This is a genomic window from Collinsella sp. AM38-1BH (assembly GCF_003467545.1).
Lineage (GTDB): Bacteria > Actinomycetota > Coriobacteriia > Coriobacteriales > Coriobacteriaceae > Collinsella.
In genome coordinates, this window is sequence record NZ_QSHC01000002.1 from 43,334 (window position 1) to 58,162 (window position 14,829).

Annotated in this window: 12 protein-coding genes and 7 tRNA genes; 17 read left to right on the forward strand and 2 right to left on the reverse strand. The window is 57.9% G+C overall.

The window, feature by feature from the left end; translation table 11 throughout:
* The first annotated feature begins 96 nt into the window (after window positions 1-96).
* From DW870_RS01470 to proC, 3 genes are all read left to right on the forward strand, one after another.
* The gene (locus DW870_RS01470; protein ID WP_055250521.1) at window positions 97-1,035 is read left to right on the forward strand and encodes an SPFH domain-containing protein; all 939 of its coding nucleotides are present in this window, start codon (window positions 97-99) and stop codon (window positions 1,033-1,035) included.
* Between the two features lie 6 nt (window positions 1,036-1,041).
* Window positions 1,042-1,512, forward strand: a complete 471-nt coding sequence (rlmH, locus tag DW870_RS01475; RefSeq protein WP_117563694.1) for a 23S rRNA (pseudouridine(1915)-N(3))-methyltransferase RlmH — start codon at window positions 1,042-1,044, stop codon at window positions 1,510-1,512.
* 73 nt (window positions 1,513-1,585) lie between these two features.
* Window positions 1,586-2,356 carry a pyrroline-5-carboxylate reductase gene (gene proC, locus DW870_RS01480; RefSeq protein ID WP_089572672.1) on the forward strand — a complete coding sequence of 257 codons (771 nt, stop codon included), beginning with the start codon at window positions 1,586-1,588 and terminating at the stop codon, window positions 2,354-2,356.
* A 158-nt stretch (window positions 2,357-2,514) separates the two neighbouring features.
* On the opposite strand, the gene DW870_RS09355 is transcribed toward proC, so the two are convergent.
* On the reverse strand, window positions 2,515-2,688 hold the full coding sequence (locus tag DW870_RS09355; RefSeq protein WP_168170424.1) for a DUF6724 family protein: 174 nt from the start codon (window positions 2,686-2,688) through the stop codon (window positions 2,515-2,517).
* 111 nt (window positions 2,689-2,799) lie between these two features.
* Between DW870_RS09355 and serS the strand changes: the two genes are divergently transcribed.
* The 10 genes from serS (at window position 2,800) to DW870_RS01530 (ending at window position 9,425) form a co-directional block, all read left to right on the forward strand.
* Window positions 2,800-4,083 (forward strand): serine--tRNA ligase, encoded by a 1,284-nt coding sequence (gene serS / locus DW870_RS01485; RefSeq protein ID WP_117563693.1) that lies wholly within the window; start codon window positions 2,800-2,802, stop codon window positions 4,081-4,083.
* 171 nt (window positions 4,084-4,254) lie between these two features.
* Window positions 4,255-4,632 (forward strand): hypothetical protein, encoded by a 378-nt coding sequence (locus tag DW870_RS01490; protein WP_117645937.1) that lies wholly within the window; start codon window positions 4,255-4,257, stop codon window positions 4,630-4,632.
* Window positions 4,633-4,709: 77 nt separating this feature from the next.
* Window positions 4,710-4,786, forward strand: a tRNA-Arg gene (locus DW870_RS01495).
* 355 nt (window positions 4,787-5,141) lie between these two features.
* Window positions 5,142-5,218 (forward strand) — tRNA-Arg (locus tag DW870_RS01500).
* A 189-nt stretch (window positions 5,219-5,407) separates the two neighbouring features.
* Window positions 5,408-5,484: transfer RNA gene (locus DW870_RS01505), tRNA-Arg, on the forward strand.
* Window positions 5,485-5,838: 354 nt separating this feature from the next.
* A tRNA-Arg gene (locus tag DW870_RS01510) sits at window positions 5,839-5,915 on the forward strand.
* Window positions 5,916-6,104: 189 nt separating this feature from the next.
* A tRNA-Arg gene (locus DW870_RS01515) sits at window positions 6,105-6,181 on the forward strand.
* 189 nt (window positions 6,182-6,370) lie between these two features.
* Window positions 6,371-6,447 (forward strand) — tRNA-Arg (locus DW870_RS01520).
* 353 nt (window positions 6,448-6,800) lie between these two features.
* Window positions 6,801-9,242 (forward strand): lipopolysaccharide assembly protein LapB, encoded by a 2,442-nt coding sequence (locus DW870_RS01525; protein ID WP_117876702.1) that lies wholly within the window; start codon window positions 6,801-6,803, stop codon window positions 9,240-9,242.
* A 92-nt stretch (window positions 9,243-9,334) separates the two neighbouring features.
* Window positions 9,335-9,425 (forward strand) — tRNA-Ser (locus DW870_RS01530).
* A gap of 131 nt (window positions 9,426-9,556) precedes the next feature.
* Here DW870_RS01530 and DW870_RS01535 read toward each other — a convergent pair.
* A complete protein-coding gene (locus DW870_RS01535) occupies window positions 9,557-10,897 on the reverse strand; it encodes a D-alanyl-D-alanine carboxypeptidase family protein (RefSeq protein ID WP_158548905.1) in 1,341 nt (446 codons plus the stop codon).
* A gap of 197 nt (window positions 10,898-11,094) precedes the next feature.
* Between DW870_RS01535 and DW870_RS01540 the strand changes: the two genes are divergently transcribed.
* From DW870_RS01540 to DW870_RS01555, 4 genes are all read left to right on the forward strand, one after another.
* Window positions 11,095-11,790, forward strand: coding sequence for a response regulator transcription factor (locus DW870_RS01540; RefSeq protein WP_117563689.1), 696 nt, complete (start codon window positions 11,095-11,097; stop codon window positions 11,788-11,790).
* 25 nt (window positions 11,791-11,815) lie between these two features.
* Window positions 11,816-13,054: a sensor histidine kinase KdpD gene (locus DW870_RS01545; protein WP_117563688.1), complete on the forward strand. Its 1,239-nt coding sequence runs from the start codon at window positions 11,816-11,818 to the stop codon at window positions 13,052-13,054.
* A gap of 103 nt (window positions 13,055-13,157) precedes the next feature.
* Window positions 13,158-14,033, forward strand: coding sequence for a phosphate ABC transporter ATP-binding protein PstB (gene pstB / locus DW870_RS01550; RefSeq protein WP_199407866.1), 876 nt, complete (start codon window positions 13,158-13,160; stop codon window positions 14,031-14,033).
* Window positions 14,034-14,097: 64 nt separating this feature from the next.
* Window positions 14,098-14,826, forward strand: a complete 729-nt coding sequence (locus tag DW870_RS01555; RefSeq protein ID WP_055250507.1) for a response regulator transcription factor — start codon at window positions 14,098-14,100, stop codon at window positions 14,824-14,826.
* The last annotated feature ends 3 nt before the right edge of the window (window positions 14,827-14,829 follow it).

Here is a 14,829-nt window from a genome sequence, read left to right on the forward strand (position 1 = left end):
TTGAAAGAGCTCCCAGCAATGGGAGCTCTTTTTGTTGTGCACGATCTCCTTGGACGGGTATCCTAGTACCAACGTGTGCCTATCAGAGGAGAGACCATGCTGTTTTCCGGTATCATCGCCGCCCTTACCAGCCTTTTGATTCCCATCATCATCCTGTTGCTGCTGCTCCCCAACGCCTGTTATGTCGTTGAACAGCAGCACGCCGTAATCATCGAGCGCTTGGGTAAGTTCAACCGTATCGTCAACGCGGGCTTCCACGTGAAGGTGCCCGTGATCGACCGCAAGGCCGCCACGGTGAGCCTGCGCACCATGAAAAACGGTTTTGGCATCGACGTTAAGACCCAGGACAACGTGACCATCGGTCTTGAGGTCTCCGCTCAGTACCACGTGAGCTACGACATGGGCGCCGGCCCGGCAGATTCGGGCATCTACAAGAGCTACTACATGCTGCAGGAGCCCGTCGACCAGATGCGCGACTTCATCACCGACGCCCTGCGCTCCTCCATCCCCGTCTACACACTCGATGAGGTCTTTGCCAAGAAGGATGACATCGCCAAGGATGTCAACGCTACCGTTTCCGAGCAGATGGCCGCCTACGGCTTCACCCTCGTGTCGACGCTCATCACCAAAATCGCACTGCCGACCGAGGTTGAGAACTCCATGAACGACATCAACGCTGCCCAGCGCAAGCGCGCTGCCGCGCAGGAGCTCGCCGAGGCCGACCGCATCAAGCGCGTCACCGAGGCGACCGCCGAGGCCGAGGCTATGGAAAAGGCGGGCGAGGGCATCGCCAACCAGCGCAAGGCCATCGCGCTGGGTATCAAAGATTCGCTCGAGATCATCCAGGAGACGGGTGTCGGCAATGACGAGGCCAACCAACTGTTCATGTTTACGCAGTGGTCCGAGATGATGACGGAGTTCGCTCGCACGGGTAAAACCTCGACGGTCGTGCTGCCGAGCGACTTTTCGCAGTCGGCCTCGATGTTCGAGCAGATGCTGGCCGCCGGCAAAGTTCAAAACGATTCGAAGGAGTAGACGCGCGTGAAATACACCGTCGTTTGCGTCGGTAAGCTCAAGGAGCGCTTTTGGAAGGACGCGTGCGCTGAGTACACCAAGCGCCTAGGTGCCTATGCCAAGGTGGATATCCGCGAGGTGGCCGATATCGACCCGGCTAAGGCGGGCGGCGTGGATGCCGCGCGCGACAAGGAGGGGGCGGCGATTCTTGCCGCCTTGCCATCTCGAGCGCATGTGATCCTGCTGGCTATCGAGGGCAAGGAGCGCTCGAGCGAGGAGTTTTCGGCGAGGCTCGACGATCTTATGCTGCGAGGCAGCAGCGACATTGCCTTTGTAATCGGCGGTTCGGACGGCGTGAGCGATGACGTGCGCGCACGAGCCGACGAGATGCTCAGCTTTGGACGCATTACCTTGCCGCATAACCTGGCGCGTGTGGTGCTGCTGGAGCAGATTTACCGTGCCTGCAAGATCAGTCGTGGCGAGCCGTATCACAAATAGGTCGGCAATACGAAACAATGGCGTGGGACAATACCTTTCGTTTTGAGGAATGTGTCTGAAAGGACTATGCGATATGAAGATTGGATTTGTCGGTTTTGGCAATATGGCGAGCGCTATGGCCGATGGCTGGATCGCTGCCGGTGTAGCTGCGAGCGACATGTGCGCCTGCGCGGGTCGCTACGACGCACTGGTTGAGCGCTGCGAGGCGCGCGGCATGGTCGCCTGCCACGATGCCGCCGAGGTTGTCGCCGCATCCGATATCGTGGTCGCTGCGGTCAAACCGTACATGATCGAGAAGGTATTCGCCCCGCTCAAGGATGCTCTTGCCAAAAAGGTCGTTCTGTCGGTTGCCTGGACCTGGGACAGTGCCAAGTGGGAGCAGGTCCTGCCGGGCGTCGCGCATATCTCGACGGTGCCCAACACGCCGGTTTCGGTGGGCGAGGGCGTCATCGCCTGCGAGAAGGCTTCGACGCTTAACGACGAGCAGCGTGCTGTGGTGCTCGACCTGCTCGGTAAGCTTGGCGCTGTCGTCGAGCTCGACACAAGCCTGCTGTTTGTGGGCGGCACGGTGGGTGGTTGCGCTCCGGCGTTTGTCGCCATGGCAATCGAGGCCCTGGGCGATGCGGCGGTCAAGCACGGTATCCCGCGTGCGGATGCTTATCGCATTGTGAGCCAGATGGTGCTGGGTACGGCAAAGCTGCAGCTTGCAACTGGCCAGCATCCTGCGGCGATGAAGGATGCCGTATGCTCGCCCGGTGGTGCCACCATCAAGGGCGTCGTTGCGCTCGAGGACGCCGGCATGCGCAGCGCCCTGGTCAAGGCAATCGACGCAACCCTCCAGTAAAACCGACCAAAAAAGGGACAGGTTTATGTTGGCAGGTTTTTCCTGCGGTTTTGTCCTTTTAGCGAAAAGTGCCCCGCAACTGGCTCAATTCCAGTTGCGAGGCACTTGCGTTTGCCCAGATAAAACCGACCAAAATAAACCTGTCCCTTTTTGGCAGGTTAGTCCCAGAAGCTGTCTTCTTCGTCCTCGGACTTGGGGCCGCGGTCGACATACATCTTATGGGTGCGCTTCTCCATTACAAAGGCAATAATCGCAAACAGCAGGATGCCGCCGGCGAAAAGGATGGCAAAACCGGTGCGGGTGCCAAACAAAAAGGAAAAAACTGCGTCCATTGGGTGCCTTCTTGCGTAGTTGAGTTGGGTCGTAAACGCTCATAAGTATATACTTGCCCATACATGTACAAGGTTGCAACCTAAATGGAATGTATATCGCCGGAGGATCTAATGCTTGATATCAAGTTTGTTCGCGAGAACCCCGATGCCATCGATGTCGCCATGGCTAACCGCCAGACGTCTTGGGATCGCGAGAAGTTCTTTGAGCTCGACGACGAGCGTCGTGCCGTCATCACCGAGGTCGAGGAACTTCAAGCCACGCGCAATGCCGAGTCCAAGAAGATCGGCGCCCTGATGAAGGAGGGCAAGAAGGACGAGGCCGAGGCCGCCAAAGAGGCCGTGCGCGCCGTCAACGAGAAAATTGACGGTCTGGCCGAGCGCCGCACCGCCCTCGAGCAGGAGCAGTACGACTTCATGGCTCACCTGCCCAACATTCCTTGCGAGGCCACGCCGTACGGCAAGGACGAGGACGAGAACATCGAACGCCGTCGTTGGGGCACCCCGCGCGAGTTCGACTTCGACTTTAAGCCGCACTGGGATCTGGGCACCGACCTCGACATTCTTGACTTCGAGCGCGGCAACAAGCTCTCCGGCAGCCGCTTCACCGTTCTCGGTGGCGCCGGCGCCCGTCTTGAGCGCGCCCTCATCAACTTCTTCCTCGATACGCACACCAGCCGTGGTTTTAAGGAGTGGTGGCCGCCCATCGTCGTCAAGCGTCAGACCATGTTCGGCACGGGCCAGCTGCCCAAGTTCGAGGACGACGCCTATCACGTCTCGGGCGACAACTTCCTGATCCCCACCGCCGAGGTCGTGCTCACCAACCTGCACGCCGGTGAGGTCCTCGACGCCGATACCCTGCCGCGCCGCTACACCGCCTTCACCCCCTGCTTCCGCGAGGAGGCCGGCTCCGCTGGTCGCGATACCCGCGGCATCATTCGCCAGCACGAGTTCGACAAGGTCGAGATGGTCAAGTTTGCCAAGCCGGAGGAGTCCGACAAGGAGCTCGAGAGCATGACCGCCGAGGCCGAGTTCCTGCTGCAGCAGCTGGGTCTTCCGTATCGCGTGATTAGCCTGTGCACCGGCGACCTGGGCTTCTCTGCCCGTCAGACCTACGACGTCGAGGTCTGGCTGCCGAGCTACAACGCCTACAAGGAGATCAGCTCCTGCTCCAACTGCGGTGACTTCCAGGCCCGTCGCGCCAACATCAAGTATCGCGACCCCGAGAACTTCAAGGGTTCGCGCTATCTGCACACCCTCAACGGTTCCGGTCTGCCGGCTGGCCGTACCATGGCAGCCATTCTGGAGAACTACCAGAACGCTGACGGCACCATCACGATCCCCGAGGTTCTGCGTCCCTACATGGGCGGCCTCGAGAAGATCGAGCCGGTCGCGTAGATTGGCTGCATAAGCGATTTGCTAGGGCACTCCTTTTTGGGGTGCCCTTTTTGTGTGCGGCCATACCATGCTGTGCGGACAGCTCAATAGAAAACACACGAACAACTGTTCTGTATACAGCCATCTACCTGCTATGCTTTTGCTAAATAAGAGCGAGAGAAAGGGGACGCGATGGAGCTGTTTGATGATCGGGTGGTTTTGTTTGAGAGCGACGAGGGCGGGGAGTACCTGCTTGTGACGTGTGAGCCGTCTGGCATGGGTGGCCTGGTGGTTCGACAGACGAGCGAGGGGCCGTTGACGCAATGGTGCTACGAGGAGTCGCCTCATGTGGTTGAGACGTTTGTGGCGCACGAGGGGCTTGTGGCCCTAGAGCATTTCTATGGGGTCCAGACATCTAATCAGGTTGCTCGCATGTTGAGCATCTCGTTTGCCGATTATGATTGTGCCCAGCGGGTGAGATCGCTCCTGAGGGAACTTGATGCTAAGTTTGACGTGATCGAAAAGCCAATCGATCGTACGGGGAATGGCGGTATATGCGGAGCAGCATGACAAGACTGCGTTCCACAAAAAAGTTTGAAATTGTGCTTGACTCCAATAAGCTAAAGTGGTTTTATATGTCTTGCGCTGCGGCGTTACCTCAGCTGGATAGAGGGTCTGACTACGAATCAGAACGTCATAGGTTCGAATCCTATACGCCGCACCAATTGAAATTGAAAGCCTCCGGCAACGGGGGCTTTTCTTTTATGCCGCCACCGCATGGATTCGAACCTCGGTCGAGGCGCGAGCGTCAAGAAAACGCGGAGCGTTTTTAGCGAGCGGGCGAGTCCGCCGGCAGGCGGGCGAAGCCGGTGCGGATCCGCGCAGCGGATGCGCGGAATCCTATACGCCGCACCAACCGAAATTGAAAGCCTCCGGCAACGGGGGCTTTTCTTTTAGGTGGACGCCGCATGGATTCGAACCTCGGTCGAGGCACGAACAACTTAATTATCACTCCATAAAATTTTTTCTAATTGTCGCTTGACCCATCGGGGGCTCGCGTGCATAATAATCCGTGCGTTGCGGCGTTACCTCAGCTGGATAGAGGGTCTGACTACGAATCAGAACGTCATAGGTTCGAATCCTATACGCCGCACCAACTGAACTTTAAAGCCTCCGGTAACGGAGGCTTTTCTTATATGTCGACATACTTGAGGAGTTGCTTTCGCCGTGTTTGAAAGTATCGAGTCGATCGACTGCATCAAATGAGTAAAAATCAAATTCGATAACTTTTTTTGAAAAAATGCTTGACCATTATTCAGTCCCTGTGCATAATAATCAACAAGTCGCGGCGTTACCTCAGCTGGATAGAGGGTCTGACTACGAATCAGAACGTCATAGGTTCGAATCCTATACGCCGCACCATTTGAGATTAAAGCTCCCGGCAACGGGGGCTTTTCTTTTACGTAAACACCGCATGGATTCGAACCTCGGTCGAGGCGCGGGCGTAAAGAAAACGCGGAGCGTTTTTAGCCCGCGGGCGAGCACGCCGGCAGGCGGGCGAAGCCGGTGCGGATCCGCGCAGCGGATGCGCGGAATCCTATACGCCGCACCAACCGAAATTGAAAGCCTCCGGCAACGGGGGCTTTTCTTTTAGGTGGACGCCGCATGGATTCGAACCTCGGTCGAGGCACGAACAACTTAATTATCACTCCATAAAATTTTTTCTAATTGTCGCTTGACCCATCGGGGGCTCGCGTGCATAATAATCCGTGCGTTGCGGCGTTACCTCAGCTGGATAGAGGGTCTGACTACGAATCAGAACGTCATAGGTTCGAATCCTATACGCCGCACCAACTGAACTTTAAAGCCTCCGGTAACGGAGGCTTTTCTTATATGTCGACATACTTGAGGAGTTGCTTTCGCCGTGTTTGAAAGTATCGAGTCGATCGACTGCATCAAATGAGTAAAAATCAAATTCGATAACTTTTTTTGAAAAAATGCTTGACCATTATTCAGTCCCTGTGCATAATAATCAACAAGTCGCGGCGTTACCTCAGCTGGATAGAGGGTCTGACTACGAATCAGAACGTCATAGGTTCGAATCCTATACGCCGCACCAACTGAACTTTAAAGCCTCCGGTAACGGAGGCTTTTCTTATATGTCGACATACTTGAGGAGTTGCTTTCGCCGTGTTTGAAAGTATCGAGTCGATCGACTGCATCAAATGAGTAAAAATCAAATTCGATAACTTTTTTTGAAAAAATGCTTGACCATTATTCAGTCCCTGTGCATAATAATCAACAAGTCGCGGCGTTACCTCAGCTGGATAGAGGGTCTGACTACGAATCAGAACGTCATAGGTTCGAATCCTATACGCCGCACCATTTGAGATTAAAGCTCCCGGCAACGGGGGCTTTTCTTTTACGTAAACACCGCATGGATTCGAACCTCGGTCGAGGCGCGGGCGTAAAGAAAACGCGGAGCGTTTTTAGCCCGCGGGCGAGCACGCCGGCAGGCGGGGGGAGCCGGTGCGGATCCGCGCAGCGGATGCGCGGAATCCTATACGCCGCACCATTTGAGATTAAAGCTCCCGGCAACGGGGGCTTTTCTTTTGCGCCAGCTTGAGTGCTTTCGTCCAAAGGGACGATTTCCTGTCGACTCGTGTAAGATTCCGAGTAGATGTCGCGACTTATTCGCGACCACTCCTTCTTCAAGCGACCGATCAGGGTGATATTCCGTGGCAGAGCGTCCGACATACAAGCTCAGGTTTCTCGATCCCAAGAAGCGCTTTCCGGCGATGCCCGAGCAGCCTGCGGGACGCTCATATGGCGTGGTCTGGAAACTCTTTGGCGAGGATCAGCATGAATCTTGTTATGTCGTCGAATTCGTTGGCAAAAGCCATGTGTCGCTTTTGGGCTACGTAAGCGTTTCGGGTGAGGTGTGCAAGGTGGACCGCCCCGTCAGCGAGGCTCCGCTGCCCAACGATCCCGACATGGAACTGGTCCTTGACGAGTCGGACTCCGGTATTGGTGAGATTATGGTGAGGGGAGCAAACGGCACGATGCGCGCGTGCGCGCGAACCGTCGGCTCTCCCGAAGGTCCCATGCGCGAACAGTCCGATCACGAGACATGGAATTCGACCCGCTCCCTTCCTTACGGTGAGTTCATGGCATCGATGTTCCTGCGCTACGTGATATTCGCTGACTCCGAAAATACCATTGCGAGCACGGCGGACGCCGACGGACTCGACGAGGGTATGCAAAACGTTGTCGACAAGATCAAGCTCGTAAAGTTGCCCGAGCCGGTCGAGGTGTTTTTGGGCTTTAACACGACACCGCTACCTGACGCTATCGAGACGCTGCTCTACCGCGTTGACCATGCCGAGAATCCGAGCGGTATCGAGCGCTATGCCGCCGCCCTTATGAGTGAAATTGACTTGCCTCGCTTGCGCACCATCGCCGCTAAGTCCGAGATGAGCCTGGCTCGCATCGATCGCTCAAAGCTTTTCTATCTCAATTTTGATCGCAGCCTGCTGGACCGGGACGAGATTGACATGCTGCTTGCCATCGAGTGCCGTCTTAACCGTCTCTCCGGCATCCTTGAGCACATCGGGGCCGGATTGGTCCCTGCGGCATCCTCGCCGAGCCTTGAGGGCTGCGCGCTCTTTGATGCGTGGCATATCGCCAAGACGACCAACGATGTTCCCCGACTGCTTGATACGGCCTCGAGCGATAACCCGTGGGGCAAACCGGGTACGGTGGCTTGCCAGCCGGGCGGTGAGTGGGATGTGCGTACCCGCTTCGCGCGTATTGTCGAGGCACTTAACGTGGTCACGCGGCTCGACTATACCTATCGGGCCAACGTTGCCGAAGGGATCATGCTCGTTCGGTTTGGGCAGTCTGTCGTTGATGCCATGCCGCAACGTGAATACGACGCTCAAGATGACGCCTGGCGCGAGTTGGACGAGGACGCGCGTGCGATCTGGGCCGCGGAGCACGATGCGCGCGTGGCACTCACGCTTGCGGCAGCGTGTTTTGCCGCGGGCACCTGCATCACGCGCTGCTATGTGCAGATTGCTGCTCCCGACAGTGAGCAGGGCGAGCGCGTTGTTGCAACGTATTTCTTTGGGCGCGCGGCCTATCTGGCCGATTGCGTGCCTGTCGCCAAGGATCTTGAGAGCATGGACATGGACGATATGCCGTGCAAGCGTGTGCTTGAGGCATATGAGTCAACCGCTCCGGAGACGATTGAACCTGCGGAGGTTCATGCTCGTCCGCGTGATGACCATCGCATGCTGCCGCCGGCGCTGCGCGATCTGCTGCTTGCCGATACGGCTGACGAGCTGGAGGTCATGGAAGAGGACGACGACCCATACGTGGCCCGTGTTGTTGAATTGCGCGAGCAGGCAAAAGTCGACCGTACAGGTGCTTTTGAAGGCTTTTCCCGTCTTGTTGAGGAGTTGGAGGCTAAGTGCGCCGTCGCCGAGCTTTTGGCGACAGGTCCGGTTCAAACGCAGTTTTGCGATAACCAGCTGGTGCGCATGGTGCTACCGGTGTTGGAAGAAGACCGCTCTGTGCGAATCCTTCGTGCGCCCGATGCGCTGTACTTTGCCCAGCACGAGATCTGCAGCTTTTACGCCGAGCAAGAGGACTTTGAACGAGCACTGCCCGAGGTGCGCCATCTTTACGATCTGGCGCGCTCGTCCATGCAGTCGCACTTTGCGCTCATCAACGTGCTTGCGCGTCTGGAGCGCTTTGACGAGATTATCGAGGTGGCGCGCCACGGCCTACGTATTGCCAGCGATCGTTCTGCAATCGGCTACCTGTTCTATCGCTTGGCGTTTGCCTATTGGAATTGCGATCAGCTCGACCTGGCGCTGGCTTGTTACCGTCTGGTGCCGCGCGGCGAGGAGTCGGGCAGCAGCGCGCTGGAAGAAATGCAGGGCCTTATGAACGAGATGGGCGTCAGCGGGCCTCCGACGTTCGAGGAAGCGGTCGAGACCATCCACAAGGCTGGACTAGAGCTGCCGCCAGTGTCCGCCGTGACGAATCAGCTGGCAGATGCCGCTGTGCAACTGGTCGACAACGGTTTCTTTTTCCTGGCGCGCGGTTGTATCTTCCAAATGTGGCGCACCATGGGCAACGACGAGCTCGGCTCCCTCAACCGCTCGCTGGGGTAGGCGAAGCTTTCAAGAAGGAAAGGCTGCTAGGCAATTAGAAAATTTCCTCTTGCTCATCCTTGGCTGTTTGGTTACTATAGAACGGCTGTTACGGAGAGCTGACCGAGAGGCCGAAGGTGCTCGCCTGCTAAGCGAGTATGCCCCAAAAGGGCATCTGGGGTTCGAATCCCCAGCTCTCCGCCAGTACGAATTTGAAGAAGGGTCCCATTTGGGGCCCTTTTTATTATCAAGAATGGCGGCTGGGGATTCGAACCCTCAAAAAAGGAGGCATCCTTTCGGACGCCTCCTTTCAGTGGACTTATTATTCTTGCGCCCTACACCTCGGGCGCCTTGGCGACGGTCTCGCTTTCTGCCGTGAGTGGGCGGTTGTCGATGCGACGGCCCAAGCGATCGAGCTTCACGAGCAGCCATTCAATGGGATTCGGCCCTGCGCCTTCCTCGTCGGCAACCAGGTCCATGACGGCGATCTTGGTGCCATCCTGCTTGAGCGTAACGCTGCCCACCTTGTCGCCCACATGCACCGTGCCCGAAAGATCGTCGTAGCTAACCTTTTCGGTCACCTCGCCGGCAAGGGAAAACACGGTCGCTTGCGCCGTAGGATCGGCGAGCGTGGCGTCGATCGTCTTATCCGTCCAGTCGGTTTGGCCAATGCGCGCCATAAGCGGGTTGCCGTTGGCGGTCTTTTCCTGCGTGTTGGCGATTGCGACCGTCACCTTGTGACCGTAGTACCAATTGGCAAGGGTTGCGGTATCGGTAAAGCGCTGGTCGGTGGTGGTGGAGTTCAAAACGACGGTGTAGATCTCGTCGCCATCGCGGTTGTAGGCACCCGTAAAGCAATAGCCTGCATCATCGGTGGTGCCGGTCTTGCCACCGATGTTGCCATCTTGGCCTAGCAAATAGTTATGCGTGTCCATGGAATGCGAATGGTCGGTGCCGTCGGCGCCCGTGACCTCGATCCAGGAATCCTCGCTCGCTACGACCTCGCGGATCGTGTCGTTTTTCATGGCCTCTTGCATCATCAGCGCTACGTCGTGTGCGGTTGAGTGCATATCGCCAGCCCACTCATCAAAGTCCAGACCATGCGGGTTTTCAAAAAGCGTGCCGGTGCAACCGAGCTTCTTAGCGCGCTCGTTCATGGCTTTCACAAATGTTGCCTCGGCGTCTTTGGTCTTAGGGTCGATCTTCTTGCCCACATATTCGGCGAGCACGATGGCGGCGTCGTTGCCCGAGGGAATCATCAGGCCGCGCAGTGCCTGCTCCACGGTGAGCTCGTCGCCTTCGAGTAGGCCGGCTGTTGAATTGCCCACGGTGGCTGCGGCGTTGCTCACCGTGACCTTCTCGTCCATCTTGCAATTCTCGACGGTTAGGATTGCGGTCATGACCTTGGTGATCGAGGCAATCTTGACCTGCTCATCGGCGCCGCGGGCATAGTAGACGGTGCCGTCTTTGCCCATGACGAGGGCATTGGTCGCATCGATATCGGGCAGGTTTTCGGCCGTGATGCCGCGCGCATCGGCGGTTTTGCCGCAAACATTGTCGGTCGTGAGCACTTGGGCGCCGGCGACGGTGGGCGCGCCAGCGGCAAGGGCGATAGCGCAGACAAAGCCGGCGGCAAGCTGGGCTGAGCGCTTTGCAAAAGAGGTGAGGGACTTCACGGATTTCGCTTTCGACGGGATGGTCTCTTCTGGAACTAGAGTATATCGTTTGCCGGCGTCGGCGATCATCGCGTGCGTGCGTGGCCCACATCCGCGCCCGAACGGGCACAAGGGTGCTTAAGGCCGACTTAATCACCCACGCTTGTTGTGTGTGGCGTGCGTCGCCTCGGGCATAATGGAGCGCGAGAGGAGCACGCATGAACGAGCGCATTTTGGTAGTTGATGACGAGAAGGCCATCGCCGACTTGGTTGGTATCTACCTTACAAAAGAGGGCTTTGATGTCCAGATTGCCTATAGCGGGGCCGATGCTGCCAAGGCAATCCTGGAGCAGGAGTTCGATCTGGCACTGTTGGATGTCATGCTGCCCGATATCGATGGCTTTGAGCTACTGCGTACGATCCGTTCCAGCCATACCTATCCCGTGATCATGCTGACGGCGCGCGATGCCCAGCAAGACAAGATCGAGGGCCTTTCGCTTGGCGCGGACGATTACGTGGTTAAGCCGTTCCGTCCGCTGGAGCTCATCGCGCGCGTGCATGCTCAGCTTCGTCGCTACACCAGCTACGGTAGCCGCGCGCAGGTGGCCGAGTCGCCGACCATCCAGCTCGACGGCCTGGAGATCAACCGCGATGCTCGTTCCGTAATGGTGGACGGTGCGCCGGTGCGCCTCACGCCCATCGAGTATTCCATCTTGCTGTATCTGGTCGAGCATCGCGGCAGTGTGGTGGCCGTGGAGGATCTGTTCCGCGCGGTGTGGAACGAGGATTTTATGCCCGGCTCCAACAATACGGTGATGGTGCACATTCGCCACCTGCGCGAAAAGATCGGTGACGACGCTCAAAAGCCGCGCTTTATCAAAAACGTCTGGGGCGTCGGCTACATAATCGAATAACGCCTTTAATGGTGGGGAAGTGGATATGACAAAAGACGATAGGCAGGCATTCGAGGTGCCCGATCGACTCTTTGAATACGTGAGGTCGGTCGTCGACAACCGCGCGCTTGCAACGGTGCTGCTCTTTTTGCTGAGCCTGCTGCTGATTGGCATCGATAACATCGCTGGAATCTTGGCGGTGCTGCTTGTCGGCTTTTTGCTGATCGATCGATTCGAAATCGTGCGCCGTTGCGTGGTGATTGGCGGTGCCGCGTGGGCCATGACGTTGGCGATTGGCGCCATGGCGCTCGGCGGCATCGAAGGGCCGGTGCTGTTCGATGCCGGCTTTGTATTCAACATGCTTGGCTTTGTGCTGGCGCTTGCCGTGTGCGTGCTGTTCTTTTGCGGCCGCGCCCTGTACTACCATGGCTACGAGCAGGGCGAGCAGCATGCCGATTGTGTGCTGGCCGCTCGTATTCAAGATCGCCTGATCGATCACCCCGACACCTGGGATAACATCGACGGCGACTTCTTGGAGGTCGAGGGCGCCCTTAACCGCGTGCGTGACCGTGAGCGCAAGGTGCAGCAAGCTCTGCGTGACGAGTCGCATCGCAAGGACGATTTGGTCACGTACTTGGCACATGACCTACGCACCCCGCTTGCCAGTGTGGTGGGCTATCTTTCGCTGCTGCAAGAGGCTCCTGAGCTGCCGGTTGAGCAGCGCACACGTTTTACGGGCGTGGCGCTCGACAAGGCGCACCGGCTCGATGCGCTCATCGAAGAGTTCTTCGATATCACGCGCTTTGACTTCCACGATATCGTGCTCACGCGCGGCTATGTTGATCTGGGGTTGCTGCTGGCTCAGGTGGCTGACGAGTTCTATCCCATCCTCAACGAGCAGCATAAGGAAGCCCAAGTTGATATTCGCGAGGACCTGACGGTGCTCGTGGATGGCGACAAGATGGCCCGCGTGTTCAACAACATCATGAAAAACGCCGTCGCCTATAGCTATGAGGGTTCGACTATCACGATTGAGGCCAGGCGCCAAGACGATGGCGGCGTGCGCGTGCGCTTTATCAATCAGGGCGATCCTATCCCTGCGGCTAAGCTCAAGGTGATCTTTGAGAAGTTCTATCGCCTGGATGCGGCGCGTGCGACCAATCGCGGTGGTGCCGGTTTGGGCCTTGCTATTGCCAAGGAGATCATCGCGGCACACGGCGGTACCGTTGCATGTGAATCGACGCCCGAACACACGATATTCACCATCGGGCTGCCCGCCGCATAGCCTGCGTGCCCTTACAAACACTTGACAATGTGCTCACGTGCGTATGAGCCGCGATTCCTACTATCGATACTGCTGAATTGATATCGATATGGAGGTGTGCGGTATGAAGGCTGCTGCGGCTGTGGAGCCCACGGAGCTTGAAGAACTCATGGAAGCGCAGGCCGAGGCCGCGCATGAGCGCGAGGTTGGGGATGCGACTCGCCCCACGGCAGAGGATCTTGCCGCCTCGCCGACGCGCATCGATGTCGAGGGCCTCGACCTGTTCTATGGCGACCACCATGCGCTCAAGGACGTGAATATCAAGATCCGCGACAAGCAGATCACCTCGTTCATCGGGCCTTCGGGCTGCGGAAAGTCCACGTTGCTGCGCTGCTTTAACCGCATGAACGACGGCATCAAGGATTGCCGCATCGAGGGCAAGATCGCGCTCGATGGTCAAGATATCCTGGGCGATTACGACATCTGCCGTTTGCGCCAGCGCGTGGGCATGGTGTTCCAGCGCCCCAACCCGTTTCCCATGAGCATCTACGACAACGTCGCCTACGGTCCGCGCGGTATGGGTGTGCGCGACCGTGTCATGCTCGATGAGCTGGTCGAGGACTCCCTTCGTCGCGCTGCGCTATGGGACGAGGTCAAGGACAAGCTCATGGAGTCGGGCCTGGGTCTTTCGGGTGGACAGCAGCAGCGCCTGTGCATCGCCCGCGCACTTGCCGTGCAGCCCGACATTCTGCTGATGGACGAGCCGACCTCGGCACTCGACCCTGTGTCGACGTTGGTGGTGGAGCAGCTGGCCTGCGAGCTCAAGGAGACCTGCACGCTGGTGGTCGTGACGCACAACATGCAGCAGGCCGCGCGTATTTCCGATTCGGTTGCGTTCTTTTTGCTGGGTGAGCTGGTGGAGCACGCGCCCACCGCGCAACTCTTCAAGAATCCGTCCGATCCGCGCACCGCGGATTATTTGACGGGGCGTTTTGGCTGACGCTGTCTTTTGCAGGTGCCTTTAGGGTTAAGATGCGGTCATATCGGCCGCAAAGGGGTTCAACATGATCTATTACGTCGAGGACGATGACAACATCAGGGATTTGACAGTCTACGCGCTGCGCAAGCAGGGAATCGAGGCCGAGGGCTTTTCGTGCGATGGCGAGTTTAAAGCTGCCGTGGCGCGACGGGTGCCCGATGCTGTGCTGCTCGATATCATGCTGCCCGACACCGATGGCTTGGCGATTATGCGTCGCCTGCGTGCCGATCGCCTGACGGCGACGGTGCCCATCATGATGCTTACCGCCAAGGACACCGAACTCGACAAGGTGATGGCGCTCGATGGCGGTGCCGACGATTACCTGACTAAGCCGTTTTCGCTCATGGAGCTTGCGAGCCGTTGCCGCGCACTGCTGCGTCGCGGCGGCATGGTCAAGCAGGCGAGCGATGTGCTCAGCGTGGGCGATATCGTACTTTCGCCCAGCCACCGCGAAGTGACTGTTGCCGGTGAACCGCTCAAGCTCACGCTGCGCGAATTCGACCTGCTCGAGTACCTCATGCGCAAACCTGGCGTGGTCTTTACCCGCGAGTCGCTGCTGCAGAGCGTATGGGGCTGGGACTTCGACGGCGGTTCGCGCACCGTCGACGTACATGTGCAGACGCTCCGCCAAAAGCTCGGCGAGCATGCGAGCGCCATCGAGACCGTGCGCGGCGTGGGCTATCGTCTGGCCGAGCCTTCGGCCGGTGATGGTGCCGAAGGTGACGACACCGCGTCCACTGCATCGGAGGAGTAACCC

What these genes read in the sequence shown, in the direction of transcription:
- DW870_RS01470 (WP_055250521.1), top strand. Translation starts at nt 97, where the DNA reads ATGCTGTTTTCCGGTATCATCGCCGCCCTTACCAGCCTTTTGATTCCC.
- DW870_RS01490 (WP_117645937.1), top strand. Translation starts at nt 4,255, where the DNA reads ATGGAGCTGTTTGATGATCGGGTGGTTTTGTTTGAGAGCGACGAGGGC.
- DW870_RS01555 (WP_055250507.1), top strand. Translation starts at nt 14,098, where the DNA reads ATGATCTATTACGTCGAGGACGATGACAACATCAGGGATTTGACAGTC.
- DW870_RS09355 (WP_168170424.1), bottom strand. Translation starts at nt 2,688, where the DNA reads ATGGACGCAGTTTTTTCCTTTTTGTTTGGCACCCGCACCGGTTTTGCC.
- serS (WP_117563693.1), top strand. Translation starts at nt 2,800, where the DNA reads ATGCTTGATATCAAGTTTGTTCGCGAGAACCCCGATGCCATCGATGTC.
- DW870_RS01540 (WP_117563689.1), top strand. Translation starts at nt 11,095, where the DNA reads ATGAACGAGCGCATTTTGGTAGTTGATGACGAGAAGGCCATCGCCGAC.
- proC (WP_089572672.1), top strand. Translation starts at nt 1,586, where the DNA reads ATGAAGATTGGATTTGTCGGTTTTGGCAATATGGCGAGCGCTATGGCC.
- DW870_RS01545 (WP_117563688.1), top strand. Translation starts at nt 11,816, where the DNA reads ATGACAAAAGACGATAGGCAGGCATTCGAGGTGCCCGATCGACTCTTT.
- pstB (WP_199407866.1), top strand. Translation starts at nt 13,158, where the DNA reads ATGAAGGCTGCTGCGGCTGTGGAGCCCACGGAGCTTGAAGAACTCATG.